This is a genomic window from Corynebacterium urinipleomorphum (assembly GCF_900155535.1).
In the GTDB taxonomy this organism is placed as follows: domain Bacteria; phylum Actinomycetota; class Actinomycetes; order Mycobacteriales; family Mycobacteriaceae; genus Corynebacterium; species Corynebacterium urinipleomorphum.
The window spans coordinates 347,785-372,139 of the sequence record NZ_LT706963.1 but is presented as its reverse complement, the minus strand read 5'-3'; the positions used below and the strand labels follow the sequence as shown (position 1 = coordinate 372,139).

At 64.1% G+C, this 24,355-nt stretch carries 22 protein-coding genes, 4 tRNA genes and 2 pseudogenes; 1 reads left to right on the top strand and 27 read right to left on the bottom strand.

What is annotated here, in order from left to right:
* Positions 1 to 216 precede the first annotated feature (216 nt).
* The 17 genes from CZ338_RS04665 to CZ338_RS04585 form a co-directional block, all read right to left on the bottom strand.
* Positions 217 to 2,769: a choice-of-anchor M domain-containing protein gene (locus CZ338_RS04665; protein WP_087117117.1), complete on the bottom strand. Its 2,553-nt coding sequence runs from the start codon at positions 2,767 to 2,769 to the stop codon at positions 217 to 219.
* Positions 2,753 to 3,655, bottom strand: a complete 903-nt coding sequence (locus CZ338_RS04660; protein ID WP_204211849.1) for an anchored repeat-type ABC transporter permease subunit — start codon at positions 3,653 to 3,655, stop codon at positions 2,753 to 2,755. Before CZ338_RS04660 ends, CZ338_RS04665 begins: the two co-directional genes overlap by 17 nt.
* Positions 3,648 to 4,448, bottom strand: a complete 801-nt coding sequence (locus tag CZ338_RS04655) for an anchored repeat-type ABC transporter ATP-binding subunit (protein ID WP_087117116.1) — start codon at positions 4,446 to 4,448, stop codon at positions 3,648 to 3,650. Before CZ338_RS04655 ends, CZ338_RS04660 begins: the two co-directional genes overlap by 8 nt.
* Entirely contained in the window at positions 4,448 to 5,449 is a 1,002-nt protein-coding gene (locus CZ338_RS04650) for a choice-of-anchor M domain-containing protein (protein WP_087117115.1), read from the bottom strand. Before CZ338_RS04650 ends, CZ338_RS04655 begins: the two co-directional genes overlap by 1 nt.
* The gene (locus CZ338_RS04645) at positions 5,446 to 7,065 is read right to left on the bottom strand and encodes an anchored repeat ABC transporter, substrate-binding protein (RefSeq protein ID WP_087117114.1); all 1,620 of its coding nucleotides are present in this window, start codon (positions 7,063 to 7,065) and stop codon (positions 5,446 to 5,448) included. Before CZ338_RS04645 ends, CZ338_RS04650 begins: the two co-directional genes overlap by 4 nt.
* Positions 7,062 to 8,732, bottom strand: coding sequence for a TIGR03773 family transporter-associated surface protein (locus CZ338_RS04640; protein WP_087117113.1), 1,671 nt, complete (start codon positions 8,730 to 8,732; stop codon positions 7,062 to 7,064). The genes CZ338_RS04645 and CZ338_RS04640 overlap by 4 nt, the downstream gene beginning before the upstream one ends.
* Positions 8,733 to 9,210: 478 nt before the next feature.
* Positions 9,211 to 9,432 carry a hypothetical protein gene (locus tag CZ338_RS04635; protein ID WP_087117112.1) on the bottom strand — a complete coding sequence of 74 codons (222 nt, stop codon included), beginning with the start codon at positions 9,430 to 9,432 and terminating at the stop codon, positions 9,211 to 9,213.
* Positions 9,425 to 9,682 carry a colicin E3/pyocin S6 family cytotoxin gene (locus CZ338_RS11365; protein ID WP_087117111.1) on the bottom strand — a complete coding sequence of 86 codons (258 nt, stop codon included), beginning with the start codon at positions 9,680 to 9,682 and terminating at the stop codon, positions 9,425 to 9,427. Before CZ338_RS11365 ends, CZ338_RS04635 begins: the two co-directional genes overlap by 8 nt.
* Positions 9,683 to 9,862: 180 nt before the next feature.
* A complete protein-coding gene (gene rplA / locus CZ338_RS04625; protein WP_087117110.1) occupies positions 9,863 to 10,573 on the bottom strand; it encodes a 50S ribosomal protein L1 in 711 nt (236 codons plus the stop codon).
* Positions 10,574 to 10,695: 122 nt separating this feature from the next.
* Positions 10,696 to 11,124 (bottom strand): 50S ribosomal protein L11, encoded by a 429-nt coding sequence (gene rplK / locus CZ338_RS04620; protein WP_087117109.1) that lies wholly within the window; start codon positions 11,122 to 11,124, stop codon positions 10,696 to 10,698.
* A gap of 249 nt (positions 11,125 to 11,373) precedes the next feature.
* Entirely contained in the window at positions 11,374 to 12,333 is a 960-nt protein-coding gene (gene nusG, locus CZ338_RS04615) for a transcription termination/antitermination protein NusG (RefSeq protein ID WP_204211848.1), read from the bottom strand.
* Positions 12,334 to 12,494: 161 nt separating this feature from the next.
* Entirely contained in the window at positions 12,495 to 12,818 is a 324-nt protein-coding gene (gene secE, locus CZ338_RS04610; RefSeq protein WP_087117108.1) for a preprotein translocase subunit SecE, read from the bottom strand.
* Between the two features lie 23 nt (positions 12,819 to 12,841).
* Positions 12,842 to 12,917: transfer RNA gene (locus CZ338_RS04605), tRNA-Trp, on the bottom strand.
* Between the two features lie 131 nt (positions 12,918 to 13,048).
* Positions 13,049 to 13,120 (bottom strand) — tRNA-Met (locus CZ338_RS04600).
* Between the two features lie 29 nt (positions 13,121 to 13,149).
* Positions 13,150 to 13,222: transfer RNA gene (locus CZ338_RS04595), tRNA-Thr, on the bottom strand.
* Between the two features lie 234 nt (positions 13,223 to 13,456).
* Positions 13,457 to 13,541: transfer RNA gene (locus tag CZ338_RS04590), tRNA-Tyr, on the bottom strand.
* A gap of 73 nt (positions 13,542 to 13,614) precedes the next feature.
* Positions 13,615 to 14,631 (bottom strand): polyprenyl synthetase family protein, encoded by a 1,017-nt coding sequence (locus CZ338_RS04585; RefSeq protein WP_087117107.1) that lies wholly within the window; start codon positions 14,629 to 14,631, stop codon positions 13,615 to 13,617.
* An 80-nt stretch (positions 14,632 to 14,711) separates the two neighbouring features.
* Between CZ338_RS04585 and CZ338_RS04580 the strand changes: the two genes are divergently transcribed.
* Positions 14,712 to 15,953, top strand: a complete 1,242-nt coding sequence (locus CZ338_RS04580; protein ID WP_087117106.1) for a geranylgeranyl reductase family protein — start codon at positions 14,712 to 14,714, stop codon at positions 15,951 to 15,953.
* A 19-nt stretch (positions 15,954 to 15,972) separates the two neighbouring features.
* On the opposite strand, the gene CZ338_RS04575 is transcribed toward CZ338_RS04580, so the two are convergent.
* The 10 genes and pseudogenes from CZ338_RS04575 to CZ338_RS04530 all read right to left on the bottom strand — a co-directional run bounded on the left by CZ338_RS04575 (position 15,973) and on the right by CZ338_RS04530 (position 24,317).
* Positions 15,973 to 16,659 carry a demethylmenaquinone methyltransferase gene (locus CZ338_RS04575; RefSeq protein ID WP_087117105.1) on the bottom strand — a complete coding sequence of 229 codons (687 nt, stop codon included), beginning with the start codon at positions 16,657 to 16,659 and terminating at the stop codon, positions 15,973 to 15,975.
* Between the two features lie 75 nt (positions 16,660 to 16,734).
* A complete protein-coding gene (locus CZ338_RS04570) occupies positions 16,735 to 17,883 on the bottom strand; it encodes a glycosyltransferase family 4 protein (RefSeq protein WP_143341253.1) in 1,149 nt (382 codons plus the stop codon).
* A gap of 27 nt (positions 17,884 to 17,910) precedes the next feature.
* The gene (locus CZ338_RS04565; protein ID WP_235839464.1) at positions 17,911 to 18,315 is read right to left on the bottom strand and encodes a DUF3592 domain-containing protein; all 405 of its coding nucleotides are present in this window, start codon (positions 18,313 to 18,315) and stop codon (positions 17,911 to 17,913) included.
* A 68-nt stretch (positions 18,316 to 18,383) separates the two neighbouring features.
* Positions 18,384 to 20,039 (bottom strand): 2-succinyl-5-enolpyruvyl-6-hydroxy-3-cyclohexene-1-carboxylic-acid synthase, encoded by a 1,656-nt coding sequence (gene menD / locus CZ338_RS04560; RefSeq protein WP_087117103.1) that lies wholly within the window; start codon positions 20,037 to 20,039, stop codon positions 18,384 to 18,386.
* Positions 20,029 to 20,646 carry a hypothetical protein gene (locus tag CZ338_RS04555; RefSeq protein ID WP_087117102.1) on the bottom strand — a complete coding sequence of 206 codons (618 nt, stop codon included), beginning with the start codon at positions 20,644 to 20,646 and terminating at the stop codon, positions 20,029 to 20,031. Before CZ338_RS04555 ends, menD begins: the two co-directional genes overlap by 11 nt.
* Positions 20,647 to 20,712: 66 nt before the next feature.
* Positions 20,713 to 22,308 carry an SLC13 family permease gene (locus CZ338_RS04550; RefSeq protein ID WP_087117101.1) on the bottom strand — a complete coding sequence of 532 codons (1,596 nt, stop codon included), beginning with the start codon at positions 22,306 to 22,308 and terminating at the stop codon, positions 20,713 to 20,715.
* Positions 22,309 to 22,428: 120 nt separating this feature from the next.
* Positions 22,429 to 23,109: pseudogene (locus CZ338_RS04545) on the bottom strand (o-succinylbenzoate synthase); the annotation flags it as partial.
* A gap of 11 nt (positions 23,110 to 23,120) precedes the next feature.
* Positions 23,121 to 23,705 (bottom strand): annotated as a pseudogene (locus CZ338_RS04540) (enolase C-terminal domain-like protein); the annotation flags it as partial.
* Positions 23,696 to 24,121: a type II toxin-antitoxin system VapC family toxin gene (locus tag CZ338_RS04535; protein WP_087117098.1), complete on the bottom strand. Its 426-nt coding sequence runs from the start codon at positions 24,119 to 24,121 to the stop codon at positions 23,696 to 23,698. The pseudogene CZ338_RS04540 and the gene CZ338_RS04535, both read right to left, overlap by 10 nt.
* Complete coding sequence (locus tag CZ338_RS04530) at positions 24,087 to 24,317, bottom strand: type II toxin-antitoxin system Phd/YefM family antitoxin (protein ID WP_087117294.1); 231 nt, start codon at positions 24,315 to 24,317, stop codon at positions 24,087 to 24,089. Before CZ338_RS04530 ends, CZ338_RS04535 begins: the two co-directional genes overlap by 35 nt.
* Between the last annotated feature and the right edge of the window lie 38 nt (positions 24,318 to 24,355).

Here is a 24,355-nt window from a genome sequence, read left to right as displayed (position 1 = left end):
TCATGTCTTGTCCGCCCGGAGCAATGAAAATTGCCCCGTGCAGAAGCACGAGGCACAAGCGCGTCAAAGCGCGGAGGAATGCCACGTTTCTCCTGCGTGGGCCGATCCCTAGGGGGATTCCTTCGACTCTTCCGGAGTGGCTCCGGTCGAGTGACCGACGGTCTTCGGTGAAACTTGAGCTCGGGATTTCTCCCGTTCAAACTTCGGTTGGTTACTTTAACGTGGCCTTCTGGATTTCTCCAAATCCTTGATCATGCGCCGTGCGGCGTCGAAGAGCACGATGCCGCCCACGAGCGCCATCACGCCGATGCCCAGCGCCAATCCGGACCAGAAACCGCCGGCCGTGAGTGAGGCGAGCGCCCCTGCCCCGTCGAGGCTCGCCGGTTTCTCTTCCGGTCCACCTTCACCTTCCTCGTCCATGTACTCGAGGTTGTCCCCGTCGATCGACGAGCGGATCGGCGACGACTCCTCCCCTTCTGGTTCGGTGCTGTCCGTTGTTCCGTTGTCTGTGCCCTCAGTTTCTGCGGAGTCCTGGGTGTCTGCGCTGGCGTCACTGCCGGTGGCTGCCGCGGGCTGCGCGACGTCGTTGTGCGAGGTGGTGCTGCCGGTGCTCGAGGACGCGGCGAGGTTCGTCGATGCGGGCACGCCGACGGCGTCGGTCGCGGCAGACGTGGTCACTGTGTTCAGCGCCGCCGATGTGTCCGCGCTGTTGCCGGTTGAGGTGTTCGAGCCGCTGACGGTGCTGGCGCTCTTGTCTGCGTTGCTTCCGGTAGTCGATTCTTTAGCCGATTTCTTGGACTGGTTTTTGGCCTGTTTTTTCTCGTCGGCTGTTCGTGGCGCTTTCTTTGCGCCGCCGGTGGCGGTCTTCTCGTCGGCCTTGGCCTGCTCGTTGGCTTCGGCGATGGCGCGCAGGCTCGCGTCGAGCTGCTTGCCGAATTTCTTCACGCTGGCTTCGACCGCCCCGATGTCCTTGGTGGTCCACGGATTGCTGTTGCTGTTGCCGGTGCCGGTGCCGGTGCCGTCGCCGGTGTCGGTGGAATCGTCGGCACCGGAGCCGCCGGGCTCCGCTGCGGCGCAGAGTTCGTCGGCACCGCCGAGGTCGGCGTAACCGGCATCCTTGGCTGAGTGTGCGGCGGCGATAGTGTCGTCGCCCACGAGGAAGGGCACATCGATGGTCTCGTCGATGTCGGCGCCGTCGGCAGTCGTGCCAGTCACGCGGTACTGCACCGTGTAGTAGCCAGGCGCGTCGAATCCGTAGGCCAGGTGGTCGTGGGAGTTCACCGGGTAGGTCAGTTTCTTACTGCGGTCGCCGGAGTCCAGCTCGACCTTGATGTCCGACAGGGACTCATGCCAGGCCAGCATGCGTCCCGGACCGGTGAAGTCGTTGATGGACACCTCCACCGTGCTGCCCGCATCGAGGGTGCCCGGCGCGAGGTGCTCAGTGGAAAAGCCGGGCCACGGAAGACCTTTCTTCTGAGACTGGGGCAGCGTCCACAGGGTCTCGGGTTTACCGGGCAGTGCGTCGCGGATGGCGCCCTTCGGGTTCGCCTTCGCGGTGTCGGGGACTTCGAGGGCGAAGGAGCCGCTTTCACGGGAAACGGTCTTTCCGGGGGTCGATCCGTCGCGAAGCGTGAACGACAGTGGCTCCTCCCCGCCGCCGGCGAGCGCGATGTCGAGGTGGCCCTGGGAGATGAAGGTGTCCGGTTTGCCCGCGAACGCCCGTGCCGCATGGCATTTCGCGTCGCCGCGCGGCGGGGCGGGCGTGCCCGGCGTATCCGGCTTCGGGGTGCCGGGCTTCGGTTCCTCGGGTGCGGGTGTTCCTTCGTCCGCCGGAGGCGCAGCGTCCTCACCGGCGGGCGTGGTGATGGGGCGGAGTTCCTTCGTGGTGCCCTCCGGCAGGCCGACTTCCTCGTCGAAGCCGACGAGCCAGTACTGGGTGACGGGCTCAGTCAGCTCCTGTGAGCCGTCCTTGAGGTCCGCGCGACCCTGCCACGTGATGGCGTAAATGCCCGGCTTGGAGAATGTCCAGTTGAAGTGGCCGTGCGCGCCCACCTCGTAATCGATCGTGTGCTTGCTGTCGTCGGCGCTGTTGAACACGTGCTCGAGGTCGCCCTCGCCGCCGAAGAAGACGTTCATCTCCCCCGGGCCGGAGAAGTCCTTCAGGTCGAAGTGCATCGTGTCGTCTGTGAAGTTGTCGGGAACCTTCCCGCCGATCTCGTGGTTCGGGTCGAATGCGCCCAGGCCCGCCCAGATCGGGCGCCAGTTATCGACGAAGCTCACCGACTGCGGAGCCGACCAGACAAGTGACCCGGGCTCGCCGAGGAAAGACAAGTCCTTCGAGTCCGGAACGACGATGCGGCTCAGCTCCTTGCCGTCGGGATCCGCATCGGGGGCGAGACGGAAGCAGAGGTCGTCCATCGGCACGACGGACTGGCCGTCGACAGCCATGACAGCGAGCTTCTTGTCCGCGTCGCGCGTGCCGTACAGCCCGTCGACGTGGGAGTGGTACGCGAGCTTCCTGCCTGCGCAGGGGTGCTCGACCTCTTTGCCGTCCTGCGCGGTCATCGTCGTGTCCGCGGGAAGGTCCACGCCGTAGCCGGCGTCGCCGGGAACGTGGCTGCCGCTCGTGGCGGCCGGCTTATCGGCGTTGTCGGCCGCGTGCGCCGCGGGGCCTGCAAACGCCCCGCTGCTCACGGCGAAGAATCCGGCGGCCGCCACCGCGACCGTGCGGCGGAGAGTCAGAGTCGAGGTATCAACGGGAACCTGCATCAACGGTCATCCTTTCTTTCGATGCGCGGTTACGGATGCGCTCGGTGACAAGGCCTTGCTGGGGAGAAAACAGCCAGCTGAGAACAAAGATCGCGGTCAGGCACAGCACGACGGTGGCGCCGGTGGGGGTGTCGTACGCCCAGGACAGCCACACGCCGAGCACTGAACCGGTGACACCGGCACCGGCGGCGAGCGCCATCATGACGCCGAGCTTGTCCGTGTACATCCGGGCGATCGCAGCCGGGGTGACCAGCAGCGCGACGACGAGAATGTTGCCGATCGTGCGCACCGAGATCACCACCGCCGTCGTCACCGCCAGGTACAGCAGCAAGTCGAGCGCCAGCACGGGAAGGTTCATGGAGCGGGCGGTCTCCCGGTCGAGGCTCACCGCCGTCAGCCACGGCTGCAGCCCGAGGATCAGCGCCACCACGACTGTTCCGGCGCCCAGGGAGACCCACATGTCGCTGGTGGACACGCCGGTCAGCGAGCCGAACAAGAACGACGTCAGTGAGGCGGTGTAGCCCTCCACCCGGGAGATGACCACCAGGCCGAGTGCGAAGGCGGCGGCGAAGAAGATGCCGATCACGGTGTCTTCTTTCACTCTCTCACGCTGCGAGAACACCGCGATGAGCACTGCCACGACCATGCCCGCGACAGCGCCGCCGAGCAGCACCGAGACCTGCAGGGCGAACGCCACCGCGAGCCCCGGGAACACGGCGTGCGCGACGGCGTCGCCAATGAACGCCATACCGCGCAGCACCACGTAGCAGCCCACCACCGCGCACACCACCGACGCGATCACCGCGACGATCAGTGCGCGCGGCAAGAAGCCCAGTTGCGGGTTGGTCAGGTCGACCAAGAATTGCCAGAAACTGATCTCAGGCACGGGCACCTCCTCGGTCGCCGGCAGAATGCGCGAAATCCAGCCCAATCCCGGCGAGCCACCGCGAGTGCGGATCCACCCCGAAGGTCGTCGACCACGGTTCCGGGTCGGCGAGCGCGTCCGGGGCGCCGTCGGCGATGATGCCGCGGTTGAACAGCACCAGCCGGTCGCAGGAATACACGGCCTCCGCGATGTTGTGGGTGGACATCACCACAGCGACACCGGCGTCCACCAGCTCCCGGAAGAGCGCCAGGAGCTGCTCAGTGGTGGGAATGTCGAGGCCGGTGAACGGTTCGTCGAGAAGCAAAAGCTCCGGGTTGCGCGCCAACGCACGCGCCACGAGAACGCGTTGCCGCTGGCCACCCGAGAGCTTGCCCACGGGACGGGCGCGCAGCTCCCACAGCCCGACTTGCTCGACAGCTTTCGCCGCCGCGATGTGGTCCGCTCGTCCCGCCGGGCGCCACCACGGGCGCAGACTCAGCCGCCCGCCGAGCACCATCGAGTAGACATCGATGGGAAAATCCCAGGCCACAGAGTGCCGCTGCGGGACGTACCCCACCGCACGGCGCGCTGCCTTCCCCGTGCGCCCCGCGACAGCCACCGACCCGGCGCGCACCGGCACGAGGCCGAGCAGCGCACGCATCAGCGTCGTCTTTCCCGCGCCATTCGGCCCGAGCAGGCCGACGAATTCACCGGCGTTAACCGAGAAATCGACGTCCTCGAAAATCCGCGCCGCGCCGTAATCGACACCGACGCCTTCCGCCGTGACGACGGGTTCCTGCAGGCAACGCCCCATTAGCCCTCCCTGCCGATCGACGCCGCCGCCTCATCGCGCGTCGCGCGCGCACGCCGCATGAAGACGACGCTCAACGCGCCCACGGCGAGAGCTGCGACAGCGAGTCCGCCGAGCACCCACAGGACGGGAGACATCGCGCCATCTTGCTTATCGACGTCACCCTGTTCCCCCTTTTCCCCGTTTCCCTGAGCGGCACTGCTGCCGTCGCCGTCTGCTGTGCGCCAGGGACCCGCGAATTCCGCCGCGGCCGCCTGCTGCGCATCGGTGCCGTCGCCGACTGCGAAGCGCACGGCCTGCTCGGAGGTGTGCTCCGTGCCGTCTGTGTCTTTGACCACCGCACGAACGCCGACAAGGTGGACGCCCGGCTTCGTGAACACCCAGTTGGCGTGGGTGTGCGTGTTCAACTCCACCCACATCGGCTGGTAGCCCTTCAGACGCGAATTCCACAGCTGCTGAGGTTCGCTGAAGCCGCCTGCCTGGAGGAACAGGGAGAAATCGCCCTCGCCCTCGTGGCCGCCGAATTCGAGGCTGACACCGCGGTCGGTGGTGTCCACCACCTTCGGCGACTGGGTGTTCCACCCCAGCCACGGAACGCCGGGGACCTCGTTCTGCGGGACCACCCACACCTCGTCCCCGCCCTTCGCACCGGTGAAGTCGAAATCCTCCCCCTCCGGCAGAGTCTGCTTGGCCGCGTCGGAGACATCGAAGACCACGTCCTCCAAATGGCGCCACACCGGCGGCACCCGCGAATCATCGCGCACCATGAAGGTCAATTCCCCGTCCACGTACAGCGGACCGAGGTCTGCGTGCCCGGCGGAGAGCACCACTTTCTCCCCCAGCGGCGCGATTTTCTCGTCGTCCTGCACCGTCTGCTGCAGAGCTGGGTCGCTGGCCGGATCGCCGCCGGGGGCTTGGGAGAGGGCTAACGGGGCGTCGATAAGCGTTGCTCCGAGAAGTCCTGCCGTGAGGACGGATGCTGCGATGCTGGTGCGGATGTTCATGTGTCGTTCCTTTCTGGGGCGGGATTCGTGGGTGCCAAACAAGTGGCGAGTGAGTTGGCGTTGGCGCGCATGAGGTCGATATAGCTGCGTGCAGGCCCTTTTCCGGGCGGGTCGAGCGCGTCGCCCCAGATCGTGCACACGCGGATGCCGAGCCGTCCCGCCACTTGCGTGAGCTCCGCCGGGCGGCTCTGCGCCGCGGGCTCAAGGAAGACCGCCGGGACGTGGAGGTTCTCCAATGTGCGCGTCAACGCGATGACATCGCGCGGGCTGGGCTCCACCGACGGGTTCGGGCTGACGTACCCGGCGAGAGTGAGCCCGTACGCGTCGGCGAGGTACCCGTATCCGTCGTGCGTGGTGACCAGGTTGCGGTTGCCCTGCGGGATGTCCCCCAGGGTCTGCTTCATCTCCTCATCGAGCGCGTCCAGCTCGGCGAGGTAGTTCTCGGCGTTGGTGCTGTAGTCCGCGCTGTGCTGCGGATCCGTCGCGCTCAGCTCGTCGCGCACGACCTTGACCACCGCTTTCACGGCTTGGGCGTCGTGCCAGAAGTGCGGGTCGTACTCGCCGTGCACATGCTTGCCCAGCACTGCCTGCGGGAGCAGGTACGTCTCATCGCCCGGGTTGCCGAGGAAGCGGTACTCGCGCCCTGCCGGCACCTCCTGGAGCGTCGCGCTGGGCACGGCGATGACCGTTGTCGCCGGATCGTGTTCGTGGCGCGTGGACTGCGTGACCCCTCGTTGGTCGTCTTTCGGCGCGTCTCCGAGCAGCGAAATCCTGCCGGTGTAGTCGCGCCCGAATTCCGCCGCGATGTCCACGTGGCCGTGGTCGAGCACGTCGGCGCCCGGCACTGCCGTGTGCGGGTCGACCCCGACCGCGACGGTGAACGTCTGCTCTTTCAGCGGCGTCGGCGCCGCGCCCACGTCCGCGCGTGCGTGCGCACCGACAGTGAGCGTGTACACCCCCGGCTTACTGAACGCCCAACTGACATGCGTGTGCGCATCCACCGGAAGCGTCGTCGAATCATCCCCGTTCAGGCCATCTGCGGAGTTGAACAGCAGCTCCGGGGTGCCGAAGGTGCCCACAATGTACGCGGCCGCGTCCCCCGGCCCCTGGACGTCGGTCAGCGTCAGATCAGCAACCGCTGTTTTTGGCACAGCTGCGTTGTCTTCTTCCGGGACAGCCACGCGAAGCCCCAACCAGGGCGCGTCCAAACCGGCATCCTCCACGAGGAGCCGCGGCTGGAAACCGTGTCGCTGCGCCTGTTCGGCGACAGGAACGACGGGCGCATCCTCCGGCGCCGTGGTCTCGACGGTGCGCTGCAGCTGCCGGGGCTCCAGCAGCAACCCGTTGGTGAACACCGCATCGGCGTAGGCGATGTCGCGCACGGCCCGCAGCCCGAGCTCGTAGCTGTGCGCGTCCGCTCCCGCCGGGATCAGCTCCGTCACGTCCGCGGCATCGCCAGCGACGTGGGAGACGATGTCCGCCAGGATCGAGGTCGTGGCCACGACCTTCGCTTTGCCGTCGGCATCCTCCGCCGCCGTCGACGGTCCGCTGCACGCCGACAGAGCCGCCACCAGCCCGAGCGCCGCTGCTACGCGCGCTCTGCTGTGTCGCCTCATTCGGCCAGCTTCCGGGAAATCCGGCTCATGCCAGCGCCGAAGACCAGCACGCCGAGGCCCAGAATGGCGAATGGCAGGGTCATGATGGACATGCCAGTGTCCGCGAGACTGCCGCCCGCGGTTCCAGACGCTGCGTCGGTGCTGCCCCCGCTTCCACCGGCTCCGCCTGCAGCGCCGCCGCCGGACGAGCAGCTGCCCTCCGCGTCATAGATCGATCCGAAATCGAAGTGCCCGCTGTCCGCGTTGCCCTTCCCACCGACGACGAAGGTCAGCGTCGCAGTTCCGCTCACGGTCTCGCCGCTCTTCGTCTTCGCCGACTGCTTCACCGTCACCTTGTAGGTGCCCTCTTTGCCGAAGACCCACGACGGGTGCACGTGCGTGTTGCCCGGAATAGTGTGGCTGCCTTGCGCCTTGCCGTTGCTAGCGGTGAACCATTCCTCGCCCACGACCTGGCCGAGGCCGCCCTGGGTGAACACCGCCATCGGGCCTGGACCGTCGACGCCAGTGAGCTCCCACGTCACCTCGCCGGTGGTGTTCTGGATCAGCGACTCGTGCTGGGTGTTCGCTCCCAGCCACGGCACGCCTGCCTGCTGCACGGAACCGATCATCCACACATTTCCCGCCGGAACCGGTCCGACAGCCTGCGGCAGCTGCGCTTTCGCCTCGTTGCCCAGGCCGAAGGTCAGCCCCGCCGGGTCCTTCCACGCCGCCGGCGAGGTACGGTCGTCCTTCACACGCGGGACCAGGGCAGCGGTGCATTTCTCGCCGTTTTCTCCCGCATCGCCGTCTCCTCCACTGGAACCGGTCTGCGCCTGCTGCCCGGCAGCTGCGGTGCCGTTGCTGTTTCCGCCGGCGGTGGCGCTGGTGTTTGTGGTCGATTTGTTGGTGGACGATTCAGTCTTGCCGCCGCTCTTAGGTGCGGACTTCTGCGTCGATTTGCCGGAGGTGCCGCCGCTCAGCGCTGTCGCCGAACGGTCCTTGCCCTTCCCAGTGTCCGTGCCAGAGTCGGTGTCGGCGTCGTCGCCGGATCCTTCACCGCCGACCTGCCAGGTGTAGGTCGCCTCATTCGATTCCTCGCCGTTCGCGCTGGCCTTCACCGTCATCGTGTACGTGCCCGGCTTGGTGAACAGCCAGTTGGTGTGGACGTGCGACGGCTCTTTCTGCTCGATGACGCTGCCCGGGGACAGCACCAGCTCGCCGTCGGCGAGCACGGAGGCGACGTCACCGAAACCCTTCTGCTGGAACAGGTACACCTCGCCCGGGCCGTCAACCTCCTCGAATGTGATGTCAACGGCATCGAATCCACCCGACTTCACGTCGTTCGTGTCCCAGCCGGGCCACAGCTTGTCGGGCTCCTGCGTCTGCGGCAGGAGGTAACCGCTCTCGCCGATCTCAGCGACATCGGCAGTCACATCGGTCTTGGTGTTCTCCCCTACCTCGAGCAGAACGTCCGCAGGATCGTGAGTCGTGTGCTGGCCGGTCACGTCCTCCCGCAGGTCGAGCGTGAGTTCTCCGCCGTCGGCAGAGACGTGGAAGACATCCGCGTGACCGCGATCCAACGTCAGGTCCGCTGCGTGCGCGTATCCCGCACCAGTGGCCAGGGCGAGAATCCCGCTGACCAGCACGACAACAGTCTTGAACACGGCCATGCCTGCACGCTCCAGCACACCTTCGCTTCCGCTTCCGCGGGGAATCCGCCCCGCCGCTGTTCCAACGCGCGACACTCCGTGGCACCTCTTTTCATTTTTGTGCGAAATGATCGCGCGCTAGATTACGGCAATTGATAACGGTTTTCATCTTACTTAGGCAGGCTACCCACATTTGGTGGTAACTGTTTTCAATAAGCTCCGGGGAGGTTGCTGAACATGGGCGCCTAGGGGGTTCTTCGGCATCGCGCCATGAACTTCCTTGGATGAGTCGAGTGGAAGTACAACATGCCGCAGGGCAGGATCACGCGGTGATTGCGCCTGAAGGCAACTAGCTGCCGCCCCGATTGATGAGGTTCGGCTCATGAGCAGTGGTTCATCCGTGGCAACTCCCCCCAAAAAAGCACTACGCCAAGCTGACATACTCGCGCTGCTTAACGCCAGAATGCCCCGAGCAATTGCCCGAGGCATTGACACAGTCACGCAGACTTTCTAGACATCACACGGTCTGCCGCTGGGACCGGCGGTGGTCGAGGATCTCCTGCAGGGCAGACCCGTCCCTCGCCCATCGGCCGTATTCCTCTGACGTGAAACCAAGGAAGGCATCGAGTGAAAGGTTCTCGCTTCCCGGTGCATCGTCGTGCCATGCATCGACCCAGTCGTCGACATCTTCCGGGCGCGCATCCCCGTCGAGGCACGCGTCCACATACGTCTTAAACATCGATCCTCCTCCCTTTCACTGCCGGGCCAATTAGCTCGCCTGAGATCACGTCGAACACTCCAACATGCTTTCCCCGCAGGTTATAGCCCTCAATGTGCCCATGCAAGGGGTCATACTCAAAAATACGTCTGGCTTTCCGATCCCTCCAACGAGGCGCCCCGCGCCCGCGTACTCTTTCCAAACTGTTGACAAAGCTCTTCTTCGGTCGAGGAATATAACTCGCGGCCAAAACGCCCCCTCCCGTCTGCATAGTTAGACGGCGCGGAGACGTAATCGGTTCCGTTCCGATTTCGGCCCCGCAGGCTCCAGCCTTCCAGCCAGCATTGCAAGGATCCCAAGAACTTAGGGCACCGGTCACCAAAGCAAAAGACCCCGCCGAAGCGGGGTCAGATGCACGAGACGATGAGGAGGCGCTAGCGCCTCACACCATTTACGCCTCGGTGTAGTTCTTCTGCACAGACGGGTCGACCGGAACGCCGGGACCCTGGGTGGCAGAGACGGTGATCTTCTTCAGGTAGATGCCCTTAGCGGAGGCCGGCTTCAGGCGGATGACCTCGTCCAGGAGCGCGCCGTAGTTCTCGGCGAGCTGCTCCGGGGTGAAGGATGCCTTGCCGATCAGGGCGTGGAGGTTGGAAGCCTTGTCCACGCGGAAGGCGATCTTGCCGCCCTTGGACTCGGAAACAGCCTTAGCCACGTCCGGGGTGACGGTGCCGGTCTTCGGGTTCGGCATGAGACCACGCGGGCCGAGGACGCGGGCAACGCGGCCGACCTTCGCCATCTGGTCCGGGGTGGCAATAGCGACGTCGAAGTCGATGTTGCCGGCGTTGATCTGCTCGATCAGCTCGTCGGAGCCGACGATGTCTGCGCCAGCTTCCTGTGCCTTAGTGGCGTTCTCGCCCTCGGCGAAGACTGCGACGCGGACGGTCTTACCGGTGCCGTTCGGCAGGTTGACGGTGCCGCGGACCAGCTGATCAGCCTTGCGCGGGTCGACGGACAGACGCATTGCAACGTCGATGGTCGCGTCGTACTTCTCGGAAGAGGTTTCCTTGGCGAGCTTGACTGCCTCGAGCGGGGAGTACAGGTTCTCGCGGTCAACCTTTGCCAGCTGCTCGGCGTAAGCCTTGGAGTGCTTCTTGGCCATGTTGAGTTCCTTACTTGTCAGATAGTGACATGTCAGTAGTTGGAAGTGTGGTGCGGGTCAGACCAGACCCTCCCACCGGCTAGGCCCCAGCGAGGGACGTAGCCGAAACGAAGTGGAGCGGTTTACTTCTCCACCGTGATGCCCATGGAGCGGGCGGTGCCGGCGATGATGGCGGCACCTGCCTCGATGTCGCGGGCGTTGAGGTCGTTCTTCTTGGTCTCAGCGATCTCCTTGCACTGCTCCCAGGTCACGGAACCGACCTTGTCAGTGTGGGGAACGCCGGAGCCCTTCTGCAGGCCGGCAGCCTTGAGCAGCAGCTTCGCGGCCGGCGGGGACTTCAGAATGAAGTCGAAGGAGCGGTCTTCGTAGACCGTGATCTCCACCGGGACGATGTTGCCGCGCATGGACTCGGTCGCAGCGTTGTAGGCCTTGGTGAACTCGACGATGTTGACACCGTGAGCACCGAGAGCCGGGCCGACCGGCGGAGCCGGGTTTGCCATACCAGCCTCGATCTGCAGTTTGATCAGGCCGGTGACCTTCTTCTTTGCCATCGGATTACCTCTTTCCTAGGTACAGGCCGCAGCCACGATGAATAACTGGGCCTTCCGGATGCCGCACCAACGCATTTCGCTTATCGACGCAGCCACCGGGGACGTTCACGTTTCTTTCGCACTTCGGAGCCTCTGATCAGGTCAGCGCTGCCAAAGCACAAGGAGTCAGTGTATCCGCCGCGCGCCACCAGCCCAAATCGCAAAAGACCCGGCTTTCTAGCCGGGTCCGTCGCAAAGCGATGCTCTGAGCTACATGATGCGTTCGATCTGGTCGGCGGTGAGCTCGACCGGGGTCTCGCGGCCGAAGATGGACACGAGCGCCTGGATCTTGCCGGTCTCCGGGTCGATCTCGTTGATCGTGGCCGAGACGCTGGCGAGCGCACCGGACAGAATGGTGACAGCCTCGCCAACCTGGAAGTCGTGGGCGACCTTCGGCTTGGCTTCTTCCTCCGGCATGGCGATGACGGTCTCGCCCTCTGCGTTCGCGTCGGTCTTGGACAGGTCGTCGTCGACCTTCGGCTCCTTAGGCATGAGGAACTTAGCCACGTCGCGGTGCTTGACCGGGGTGGCGTTGCCCTCGTTGCCCACGAAGGAGGTCACACCCGGGGTCTCGCGGACCACGGACCACGCGGCGTCATTGATGTCCATGCGGACGAGAACATAGCCCGGAAGAAGCTTGCGTTTGACGATCTTCTTCTTGCCGTCCTTGAGCTCCACTGCCTGCTCGATGGGCACGACCACGTCGTAGATGGAGTCCTCCACCTCGAGCGTCTGGATACGCATGTCCAGGTTGGTCTTCACCTTGTTCTCGTAGCCCGAGTAGGACTGGATGATGTACCACTGGCCCGGCAGCTTCTTCAGCTCGCGGGTGTACTCGCGCAGGCGGCGCTTGTACTCGGCGTCGGCGTTCTCCTCCGGTTCTGCGCCGAGAGCTGCTTCTGCATCGGTCACGCCTTCCGCGTCAGCTTCCTGGATCGGCTGCTCCGGAACATCACCCTCGGCAACCATTTCCTCGCTCTGGAGCTCCGTGTCATCCTCGGAGGCGCTGGATTCGTCGGAGGCTGAGGCAGAGTCAGAGTCCGAATCGGACTCGCTTTCAGCGTTGTCGTCATCAGTGGGTTCGGGGTCAGTGGACTCCTGCACTGCGCCGCCCTCGGCAACCATCTCGGCTTCGTTGGCTTCCTTGCTGTACTGGTTATCGTCTGCCATGTCCGCTCCTTGAGTTAAGGTTCGCGCCGCAGCTGCGGTCACGATGGGTAAGTGTTTCAGTCCTGTGAGTGGTGCCCAGCTTACCCGCCGGGCGAAAAACTGATCCCGCCTTACCCAGTGGCTGGGAGGCGGGATGTTTTTCTCTACTGCGGAAGTATAGCTTAAGGGACCAGGACCTTTTCAACTACCCAGGCAGCGCCCTGGTCCACGCCCCAGACAAGGGCCGTGAGAACGATGAGGAAGCCGAAGACGATCAGCGTGTAGTTGACCATCTGGCGGCCGGTGGGCCAGACGACCTTGCGCATCTCGCTGACAACTTCACCGGGGAATGCGGCGACACCGTTGCCGGTGTTGTCCTGATCTTCGGGAGCAGCCTTTTCGACGCGCTTCTCCTGGTAAGAGTCGGAGGTGACGGAGCTAGCACCACTGCGCTGGCGCTTGCCGGTCGGCTTAGCGGTGTTCCGTCCAGGCTGGTTATCAGTCACAGCTCTCCTCGACTTGGTCTATTTGGCAGGGGCGACAGGACTCGAACCTGCAACCTACGGTTTTGGAGACCGTTGCGCTACCAATTGCGCCACGCCCCTAGGTGCACTGTCATTTTCGCCGGAGCCCGATCACTCGAGCGGTTCGGCGACAGTACGCCAACCCTACCACGGCACCGGAACGATCCCGGAGAGGGTGAGCACATCTCCCCGACCGAGACCGGAGTGATGAGTAGCGATGGAGAGAATTGAACTCTCGACACAGCGATTATGAGTCGCTTGCTCTACCACTGAGCTACACCGCCATGTGCTTGCCGTTGCCAGCAAACAACAGAGCCCCCTAACAGAATCGAACTGTTGACCTTCTCCTTACCATGGAGACGCTCTGCCGACTGAGCTAAGGGGGCTTAAGCCTCTTAAGCGTTTACCCGCTCGTTTGAAGCCTTTGAAAGATTAACCCGACACATGCTTCACATACAAATCGCCTGGCCACACAGTATTATTGCGGTGTTTATAACGCAGCTATACCGCCATCCAACGCCGCATTGGAGACAGCTTTCAAGACCGGCCGCTGGAGCGAGCTTGGTTGCGGCTGCAGGGCATAGAAAAACGCGCCCCGCGAAAAACGCGGAGCGCGTGTGTGGTGCCAGGTAGAAGATTCGAACTTCTGAAGGCAATGCCGGCGGATTTACAGTCCGCTCCCTTTGGCCGCTCGGGCAACCTGGCGTGCTTGGACTACTCTACAGCAGCCGGTCGCAAAAATAGCAAACCAGCAGTTTAGAGCAGATTTTAGAAGGGCTTAACCGACGCGGTCGACGGTGTAACGCGCGATTTGGCGCATCGCCGCATTCGCAGGAATGTCAGGAAGGGTGTCGAGGTGGGAGTCGACGATGGAGAGGTACCGGTGGACGTCGTCAAGCGCGCGCTTCCTGCCGTCCGTTTGCCCGATGAGCGTAAGGGCACGCTCCACGTCCACGTCCTCGGTGAGCGGGCCCGTGAGGAGCCCGCGGAGCTCGTCGCCCGCTTCTCCTTCGTCCTGGAGGGCGTAGAGGACGGGGAGGGTGAACACGCCCTCGCGCAGGTCTGTACCCGGAGTCTTCCCGGACTGGGCGGAATCGGAGAAGATGTCGATGATGTCGTCGACAATCTGGAACACCATGCCGATAGCCTCGCCGAGCTCCTTGACGGTGCGCACCGTCGCTTCATCCGCACCCGAGTGCGTGGCGCCGAGGTACGCGGCCGACGCGATCAGGACACCGGTCTTCTCGCGGATGACTTCCAAGTAATGCTCCACTGCGTCCCCGCCGCGCGCACCGACGGTTTCACGCATCTGGCCTGTGACCAAATCACTGAACGTCTCAGCGAAGTGGCGGACGGTAGCGGTGTCGATCTCACTCATGAGGCGGGACGCCTCCGCCAGCAAGTAATCGCCCGAGAGAATGGCCACCGTGTTCGTCCAACGCGAATTCGCGGATTCCACACCGCGCCGCTTTGCGGCTTCATCCATCACGTCGTCGTGATAGAGGGTGGCCAGGTGAACCAGCTCCACGATCGTCGCGCCGCGAATCACATTGTCAGCCTGCGGTTGCGGGCCGAATTCGCTGGCCAACACGGCCATGAGCGGGCGGAAGCGCTTTCCGCCAGCCTTGGCCAGGTGCGTCACCTGCTCACTTAGAAAATCTTCACCACCGGAGAGGCGCTCGAACATGAGCTCTTCCACCCGATTCAACCCTTCGGTGACGCGCTGAGCCAGTGCCTCATCACCGAGCTCAAGCTGGTTGTCGACGGCGGGCGACGTGGGGGTGCCGTTGGTCATCTATCGTCCTTGCGGGGTCGTGTGGGCGTGCGTCCCCTTAACCGTAGTCCACCCATGAGACGTCTGGCACAATATGTGCGGTGAAATCGTTTGATTGCGTCGTCGTCGGCGCGGGACCCGCGGGTTCCGCTGCCGCAATCGCCGCTCGCCGGGCAGGACTCGAGGTCGCTGTCGTGGACACCGCCCCTGCCGGCCGCGACAAGACATGCGGCGATGGCCTGACTCCGCGCGCGGTGCACGCGTTGAAAGAATTGCAGCTCGATGCCGCTCTGCCCGCCTACCGCAACAAGGGTTTGAAGCTGCACGGTTACGGCGGTTCCGTCATCGCCGCGTGGCCCAGCGGGCATTACGGCACGGAGGGTTCCGCGTCCCCCCGCTCGCTTTTCGACGGCACCCTTGCCTCCCTCGCCTCCTCCTCCGGCGCCGAGGTCTTCTACGAGTGCCCGGCGACGGGAGCCGAATTCGGTGCGGACGGCCGGATCACTGGTGTGATCACTCCGCGGGGCGTCCTGGGGGCTAGATGGGTCATCGTCGCCGACGGGGTGCGCTCCCCCTTCGGCAAACAGCTCGGCCGCACGTGGCACCGAGGCGAGGTGTACGGCATTGCCGCGCGCTCCTACTGCGCCACCCCGTTTTCCGACGAGCCGTGGATGCACTCCCACGTGGAGCTCCGCGACGATGAAGGCGTGATCCAACCCGGTTACGGCTGGATCTTCCCCCTCGGTGACGGCACCGTGAATCTTGGCTGCGGCGCCCTGTCCACTGATGCCCGCCCAGCGAAGGTGAACACGAAGAAGCTTCTGGGCCACTACGCCGACCAGGTGCGCGACGAATGGCAGCTGGGGCAGCCGGAGCACGTCACCTCCGCTTTGCTGCCGATGGGAGGTGCTGTGTCGAATGTCGCCGGCCCCAACTGGATGCTCGTCGGCGATGCTGCCGCCTGCGTCAACCCCCTCAATGGCGAGGGCATCGACTACGGGCTGGAAACCGCCATCATGGCCGTCGACCTCATCGCGGACGCGTCGGGCAGGCACCCCGATCTCACCTTGGTCTGGCCGCATGAACTGCGGCGTCGCTACGGGGAAGCTTTTGTCCTCGCCCGCACTCTGGCGCGCGTGCTCACCTACCCGCAGTTCCTTCCCCTGGCTGGACCGATGGCACTGCGCGGTCTCGGCGGCCGTTACCTCATGCCAGCTGCAGCCCGGCTCATGGGAAATTTAGTCACCGAGGAAGACCGAGATCTGGTGGCTCGGGTTTGGCACGCCGCCGGTTCATCTGTCTCCCGCATGCGCGCAGATACCCCGTTGTGGGATCCGGTGTAGCTGCGGGAACTAGCCCCAGTTAGCGCTTGACTGCTCCGTGCAAGGCGACGATGCCCAGCGCCAAGTTCTGCCAGCCGCAGTCTTTCCACCCGTTGGCGTTGATCGCGGACGCCAGGTCTTCCTGGTCCGGCCACGCGCGGATAGATTCCGCCAGATACTCGTAGGCCTCCGCATTGGAGGAGAACACCTTGCCCAACAAAGGAATCACCCGCGGCAGGTACTCCCGGTACACGGTGGAGAACACCGGCACGACAGGTGTGGAGAACTCGTTGACCACCAGGCGGCCGCCGGGCTTGGTCACCCGGGCCATCTCGCGCAGACCTGCCTCAAAGTCGTGGACGTTGCGCAGGCCGTAGGAGATGGTCACCGCGTCGAAGGACTCGTCGGCGAAAGGCAGATGCATTGCGTCACCCACCACTTTGGGCACGTCCCGGTGCTTGCCGGCCGCAAGCATCCCCTGGGAGAAGTCGCAGGCCACACACCATGCGCCCGACTTTGTCAGCTCGACTGTTGATACCGCCGTTCCCGCCGCAAGGTCGAGGACCTTCTCACCCGGCTTGAGGTCCAGGCGCTCGCGGGTGCGTTTGCGCCAATAGCGGTCCAGGCCACCTGTCATCATGGTGTTGGTGATGTCGTAGTTCTTCCCTACTTCATCGAACATCCCCGCGACATCCAGCGGGTTCTTCTCCAGGTTCGCCTTGGCCATAGCAACTGAGTCTATGCCAACGGGGCCCGTCGACCCCACTGGGCCAGCCATTCAGCTAGGTGGCGCTTGGGTTGCCTATCGCGTCCGCACAAGACGCTTCTTCTTGGGGTATCCGTCGATGACTTCCCTGTAGTACCCAAGCAGCTGGTCGCACAGCGCGGGCCACGTCTTGTCCGCGACAGAGGCGCGTGCATTGTCGCTCATTTCTTCCAGGGTGCCGGGTTGCAAAATCGCCGCTGCGGCAGCAGGCAAGTCGCGCTCGAAGGTCTCCACGTCGAGGAGGTCACCGTTGTAGCCGACCTGGATGAGGTCAATCGGTCCGCCGGCGCGCGGCCCGATCGTCGGGGTACCGGAGGCCTGCGCTTCCTGGATAGTTTGGCCGAAGGTCTCAAACTCACCGGTGTGCACAAACAGATCCAACGTGGCGTAGGCGGCCGCCAACTTCTTCCCGCCAAGCTGACCGGTGAAGATGGCGGTAGGCATGCGCTTGCCCAAGTCACGGCGCAGCGGACCGTCGCCCACAATGACCAGCTGGATATTTGGATCCCCGTGCAGCGCCACGAGGCGCTCCACGCCCTTTTCAGACGCGAGGCGGCCGACGAAGCCGACGATCTTCTTGGTTCCCGTCGGATCCCACTTCTTCCGCAATTTCTTGGAGTAGCGGTCCGGGCGGAATAATTCCGAATCCACGCCCCGGCCCCAGCGGCGGATGTTCTTGATTCCGTGGGACTCCAACTCGCTGATGGTCACCGACGACGGCGCGAGTGTCATCTGCGTCATGTTGTGCAGCTTGCGCGCCCACACCCACGCAGCGGACTCGAGAAAGCCGACGTGGTAGCGCGCGGTGTACCCGGCGACATCAGTCTGGAACAACGCAATCGTGGGCAAGTGCAGCCGCTTCGCCGCCACAGCTCCCGCTCCACCGAGAACGAAAGGGCTAGCCAAATGCACCACATCCGGTTTGAATTCGCGCAGGGTGCGAGTGATCGTTGCGTCCGGCACGCCAATGGGCAGAGAATCCACCAGCGGAACCATGACAGTGGGCACGCGGACGATGGGAAAACCCGCGTATTCGGAGATTTCCTCCTGGTTCGCGCGGGCGCCGGGTGCGATCACGATTGCTTCGTGCCCCGTTCGTTCAAGGTGCTCCAAGACGCGCAGCACAGAGTTGGTTACTCCGTTGACGTTGGGCAGGAATGACTCGGCGACGATGGCAACACGCATGCGGGCATTATTCACCCCACGTGCTAATTAGGGTTTGCTTTCACGGGAACGCGAGGTGAATTTTCGTACCTGTGTCCGTCGACGCTTACCTAAGGCGTTCACCCCCAACCATGCGGCCGCCGCAATGACGGTGGAGACAACCCCGACGGACAATGCGGGGATGATTGCCAGCCTCCAGCCGCGGCCCTCGACCTTCACGATGTCGGGGTTGCTCTTCGCATATGTCACCCACACCTGCTGCCCGTCGCCAAGCCCCGACGGGTACAGCAGGCCGCGCTGAGGAGAGTGGAACCTGCCTTCCTCGTCCTGGTAATCGACGGACGTGTGTGTCATCCCCACCCCCGTCACGGTGGCGATTCCACGGCCGGGGTCCCGGGAGATCGTGTAATCGTTGTACGCCGGCCCCGCGACCATGGCCACGCTGCCCAACATCGCGCACAAATACAGCACGATGATGAGCTGGTGTAGGCGCCTGCGCGCCGTAGCTACACCGAACACGGCTATTTCTTCAGCCGTTCCGACAGTGCCCTGCGTGTGGCGCGTGTGGTCACGGCCTCAATCACAGTCACGGGGGCTGGCTTATCGACGCCATCCAGCAGCGCCTCCGTCAACTCCCCGAGAGTCTCCGCTCTGCGGTAGGCGACGCCGTATCCCGCAGCAATAGACTCAATATCTGCGTCATGAGGCGTGCCGAAGGCCTGCTCGAAATTGCCGCGGACCTCGGGCGCACCAACTTCGAGGGACTCGAAAATCCCGCCGCCGTTGTCATTGGCCACCACGATGGTGAGGTTGCCTGGAGCGGGCTGGTCAGGGCCGATCAGGAGAGCGCCGACGTCGTGCAAGAACGTCAGGTCGCCGACGAGCGCGACGGTGCGTGGTGCACGGATCTCGTCCGGGTGCAGGGCTTGCGTCGCCAGCGCCACTCCGATCGCCTGGGAGAGAGTCCCGTCGATCCCGGCAGCACCGCGGGCCGAGTAGGTGCTCACGCCGTCGAACGGCATGCCCACCAAGCTGGCGTCCCGCACCGGATTAGACGACCCGAGGACGAGCGTGTCCCCCACCGCCAGCGTGTCGCACACGGCGGCTGCGGCGTGCAAACCAGTGAAGCCGAATTCGGAGTCCTCCAGAGCATCGCGTACTGTCTGAGCGCCGACGTCGCCTGCGGCATCGCAGATCTTCAGCCAGGAGTCCGTCGGTTGGCCGGTGACATTGACCCGGCTGCCTACGCGGTCTGGGTGACCGGTCACGGTTCCGGTTCGAGTGATACCGATGACCTCGATCGTGCTGTCCGCTAGGAGCGCCATCACGTCGCGGTGGAGAGTCGGATGGCCGACGACAATGACCTGTTCCGGTTTGGTGGACGCCGCGAAGTCACCGCCGTCATGGCTGATGGCTACTTCGTCCTGGGTGAAGAACCTCGCCGCCAGTGGATGGACCTGCTGGAACGGGGTCGGTGCCGTGGGCTCCGCGATAGTGGGGACGTGTTCTAGCCCAGGGACCTCCCATGCCTCATCGCCGGCGATCACGAGCGTGTTCTTGGTCAGGTCAACGTCGACGACACCGTGGTCGACGGATCCCGCCGGGCCGGTGTCTGCGGCACCCCGGCTTTCCGACGGACGCAGGCGCCCCGGCCCCACCCGGCGCGGGGCACCCACTGGTTCCGGCAGCGCGGACGGGACAAGCGGTGTGTCGAAGGCGACATTGATGTGCACCTGGTCGGTGTCGAAGCTGACCGCATCCCCGATCTGGGTCACCTGTTGGGTCTCGGCGTAGCGTCCGAAGATGCCTTGCTGCCAGATCGTCTGGGAGGCACCGGTGCCCACGAGCCGCTCCGGACGGTCGGCACTGACAATGGCCAGCGGCGTGTGGGACATATGGGCTTCAATGACCGCCGGGTAGGTGTTAGCCACGGCAGTGCCTGAGGTCATGACAACACCCACGTGGCGGCGCTGCACACGAGCGAGGCCCAACGCGGTGAAGGCGGCCACGCGTTCGTCGATACGCACGTGCACCTTGATGTCGCGGCGGGCGAGCAACGCATATGCAAGCGGTGAGTTGCGTGAGCCCGGGGACAACACGACATCCGTGACATGCTGCGCCAGTTGGTCCACCACGTACTCGGCGAGCTGAGGTGCGAGGGAACTGTTAGCCGGCATTGAGGAACCCATCGAGCTGGTTCAAAAGATCCTCGGCGCCCCGGCGGTACTCCTCCGGAATGTCTTCCGGCAATTCGGTCGGCAAGTTCTCCGGCAGGGCGGGCGCGGATTCCTCCTGCCCCGGCTGCTGGTTACCCCGCTGGCGTTCACGCTTGAACAAATCGTCCAGGATGCCCGACGGCGTGGTGGTCACAGTCTCCGTCTGGGTAATGGTTACCGGTGCAGGCTCAGGCTTATTCGCCCGAGACTCCGCGCCACGCCATAAGAAGAACAGGGCGATAGCGGCGAGACCGAGCAGCAAAGCCACGACGGCCAACACGATGGAACCCGAGCTATTCCCGTTGCTGCTGGGGGCAGGCTGCTCAGGGCGGTACGGCTCCTCATACGGTTCGTACCCTCCAGAGGTGTAGCCGCTTCCACCGCCGTACTGGGTTTCCGGGTAACTGGCCTGGGACGCGTAACGCGAATCCCCCTCCCCCGGCATGTACTGCCGCGGGCCAGGCTGGCGCGAACCCTGGGAGGGGGACTGGGACGGGGACAGGTAACGGGTGCTCGCATCAGAGACATCGTCACCGTGGCGCCCAAACTGTCGGGTCTCATTATCCATGGGGGTCATTCTAGACCCCGTGCGCGACCACGCCCTGTTACTGAAGCTTTGGCACTGTTGACAGTGTTAAGGAAGCGTCAGGCCGAAGACCGGGACAGCGATGAGATACGTGGCAGCTGTGACCAGCACCAGACCGACGACGTTGAGCCAGATGCCGCCCTTGATCATTTCGCCCATGGTGACGTGTCCGGAGCTGTACGCGATCGCGTTCGGCGGCGTCGCCACCGGCAGCATGAACGCGCATGTCGCGGACAGCGCGACCGGAATGGTGAGCAGCAGCACGTTGATGTCCCCGGCAGCGGTGAGACCGATACCAACTGCGACACCACCCATGATCGGGAGGAAGGTCGCTGCCGTCGCGGTATTGGAGGTCAGCTCGGTCAGCAGGAGGATGAGGCCGCCGACAGCGGCGATGAGCAGGATCACCGGCAGACCTGCAAGGTTCTTGGATGCCTCACCGATCCACAGCGACAGGCCCGATTGGGAGAACATCGCGGACAAAGACAGGCCGCCGCCGAAGAGCAGCAGGACATCCCACGGAATGTCCTTGGCGGTCTCCCAGTCGAGAAGGCGGGTGCCGTTGGCTTTACCCGGGATGGTGAACATGAGCAGACCGGCGATGATGCCCACAGCAGCATCGTCGTAACCGATCTCCCAGCCGAAGTAGTCGATGCCCAGCGGGACGAAGACCCAGCACAGTGCCGCGGCAACGAAGATGATCGCGGACAGAATCTGGCCGGTGGTCCAACCACCGAGCTTGTCCAGCTCCTCGCGGATGAGCTCTTTACCGCCCGGAATCTGGTCCACCTCGGGCTTGAACACGTTGATGAGCACCAGCCAGGAAATGAGGGTGAACACCACAGCGATCGGGACACCGACGAGCATCCACTGGCCGAAGCCGATCTCAATGCCGTGGGATTCCTTCATGTACCCGGCCAACAGTGCATTCGGTGGGGTACCGATGAGGGTGCCCAGCGAACCGATGGATGCAGCGTAAGCGATGGCCAGCATGAGAGCGGTGGCGAACTTCTTCTGCTTGTCCATGCCGCCGACGTGCTCCGCAGTCAAAGTGAGCACCGAGACACCGATGGGCAGCATCACCACAGCGGTCGCGGTATTGGAGACCCACATGGACAGGAAGCCAGTGGCCACCATGAAGCCGAGAATGATGCGGCGCGGGCTGGTGCCGATGATCATGACCACCCACAGCGCCAGTCGCCGGTGCAGGTTCCAGCGCTGAATGCCTAAGGCAAGGAGGAACCCACCCATGAACAAGAAAATGGTGGAGGACGCGTAAGGGGCGCTGACCTCTTTGAACTCGGCGACGTTGGCCAGAGGGAATACTGCCAGCGGGATGAGCGCCGTGGCGGCGAGCGGGATCGCCTCGGTCATCCACCAGACGGCCATCCACACAGCGACGGCAGCGACGACGCGCATGTTCTGCGAGGTGTACTCCACATCAGCCTTCGCTCCGGCGGAGTCGCGGACAACGTCCTCGGCCCCCGACGGGAAGATGAAGTAGACGATGGCGGCAGCGACGACACCCAGGACAAGGCCGATCAGTTGCCGGCGCCATTCGCCTTTTTCAGGGGCGGTGGCGAGGTCGCCGTCGGAAAGTTCCGTCGCGTGCTGTGTCACAGATGTTGAATAGCCTGAACTCATGGGGAGCCTCTTCCTGTGTAGGAGCTAGACGTTTCCTACGCACAACTTAAGACACACGCACACAGCGGACGAAAAAATCACCCCCGAAACACCCCAAGCGGCGACCCTCGGGTGTCCGCTTCAGCCCCCCAGATACGGCAGGCAGCGCGTGAGACGCTCAAACCACCAGTCTTTCCTCTCGCCTGGTGCGGCGAGACCGGAAAGACGGTCCGGGTCGGGGGTGATGTCGGCGATGCGCATCCGGCCGTCAACGAAGTCGAAGGAATCGGCCACGTCCTCGATGAACAACCGCTGGGTGGCCAGTCCCGCCGCCTGCGATCGGGTCGCTTTCGCGGCGATCAGTCCGGCGCGTATCCCCACCGCGGTGTCCAGCGCCGATGCCACAGTCAGCTTCAGGCCGAGGTCCGAGCTGATCTTCATGAGCCGCCGTACCCCGCCTAGCGGAGCCACCTTAGCCACAGCGACATCGGCGGCGCCGAGCTCAGCCACGCGGTACGGGTCAGCCACCTTCCGGATGGACTCGTCCGCCGCGATCGGAGTGAACACGCGCCGACGCACCTCCGCGAGTTCCTCCACCGTGGCGCAGGGCTGCTCGATGTATTCCAACTTCCCCAGCGTCTCCGCAGCGCGGACGGCCTCTTCGACAGTCCAGCCGCCGTTGGCGTCCACGCGCAGCACCGCGTCGGGGCGGAGGGAGCGGACGGCGGCGACGCGCGCAGCGTCGTCGATAAGCGTCTGCCCCTTTTCTGCGACCTTGATCTTGAACGTCCTCACCGACGGGTAGCGTTCGAGCACGCCCGCGANTCAGCCACCTTCCGGATGGACTCGTCCGCCGCGATCGGAGTGAACACGCGCCGACGCACCTCCGCGAGTTCCTCCACCGTGGCGCAGGGCTGCTCGATGTATTCCAACTTCCCCAGCGTCTCCGCAGCGCGGACGGCCTCTTCGACAGTCCAGCCGCCGTTGGCGTCCACGCGCAGCACCGCGTCGGGGCGGAGGGAGCGGACGGCGGCGACGCGCGCAGCGTCGTCGATAAGCGTCTGCCCCTTTTCTGCGACCTTGATCTTGAACGTCCTCACCGACGGGTAGCGTTCGAGCACGCCCGCGACGTCCCCGGCGGGCACCGCGGGCACGGTGCCGTTGACCTCGACCCAGCCGTCCCCGACATCCAGGTCGTCGTACCCGCCGTACGCCGCCTCAAGCGCGGCCGCGAGCCACGTCGCCGCTTCCTCGTCGCCGTACTCCACGAACGGCGCGAACTCACCCCAGCCCGCAGGGCCGTCGATCAGCAGCGCCTCTCTCGTGGTGATCCCGCGGAACGGAACCGCCATCGGGAGGGCGACAACATGGGCGCGGTCGAGAATATCGTCTGCGGTTAATCGGTGGATCAGTTCCATCGAACCCTCAAGCCCTCCACCTCACTGAACGCAGCGTCCATCGAAACAAGATGATGACCTTCAATCAAAGCTTGCGCAGCGAGCACACGGTCAAACGGGTCTCGGTGCTCCCAAGCCATGCTCCCTCCGAGCAGTGCATGAGAAGCTTCGATGCTTAACGTTCGAGCACCCAATTCGGACGCATAGGTCTCAAAATTGTGCACAATGAACTCAGCACCAGGCAGTTTTCCGATTCTGACTTTCGTGGCAATCTCCCATGCCGAGGCCGCAGACACCCATAAATCATTAGCCCGCGTTTCCATTATTGAGAGGGCCTTCTCCCCCAATCGGGAGGGGTCAGTAAGCCCCCAGATGAATGCGTGAGTATCCAGGAGAAAGCTTTTATTCCCCACTATTCCACGCCCCCAGCTCTTCATCAGGTAGTTCATCGAAGAAGCTATCCGGAAGCGTGTAGTCGACGAACCCTAACGGTCGAGCAATGTCGACCTCCAAGGGAACCATTCTGGCCACTGGCTTCCCTCCGCGGGCAATCACTAATTCCTCCCCTGCCTCCACTCTCCGAAGGAGTCGGGAGAAGTTCGTCTTAGCATCATGGACGTTGATGTTTTCCACCTCAAACACCTACCTCAAGTTAGTCCGACTAGGTGGAC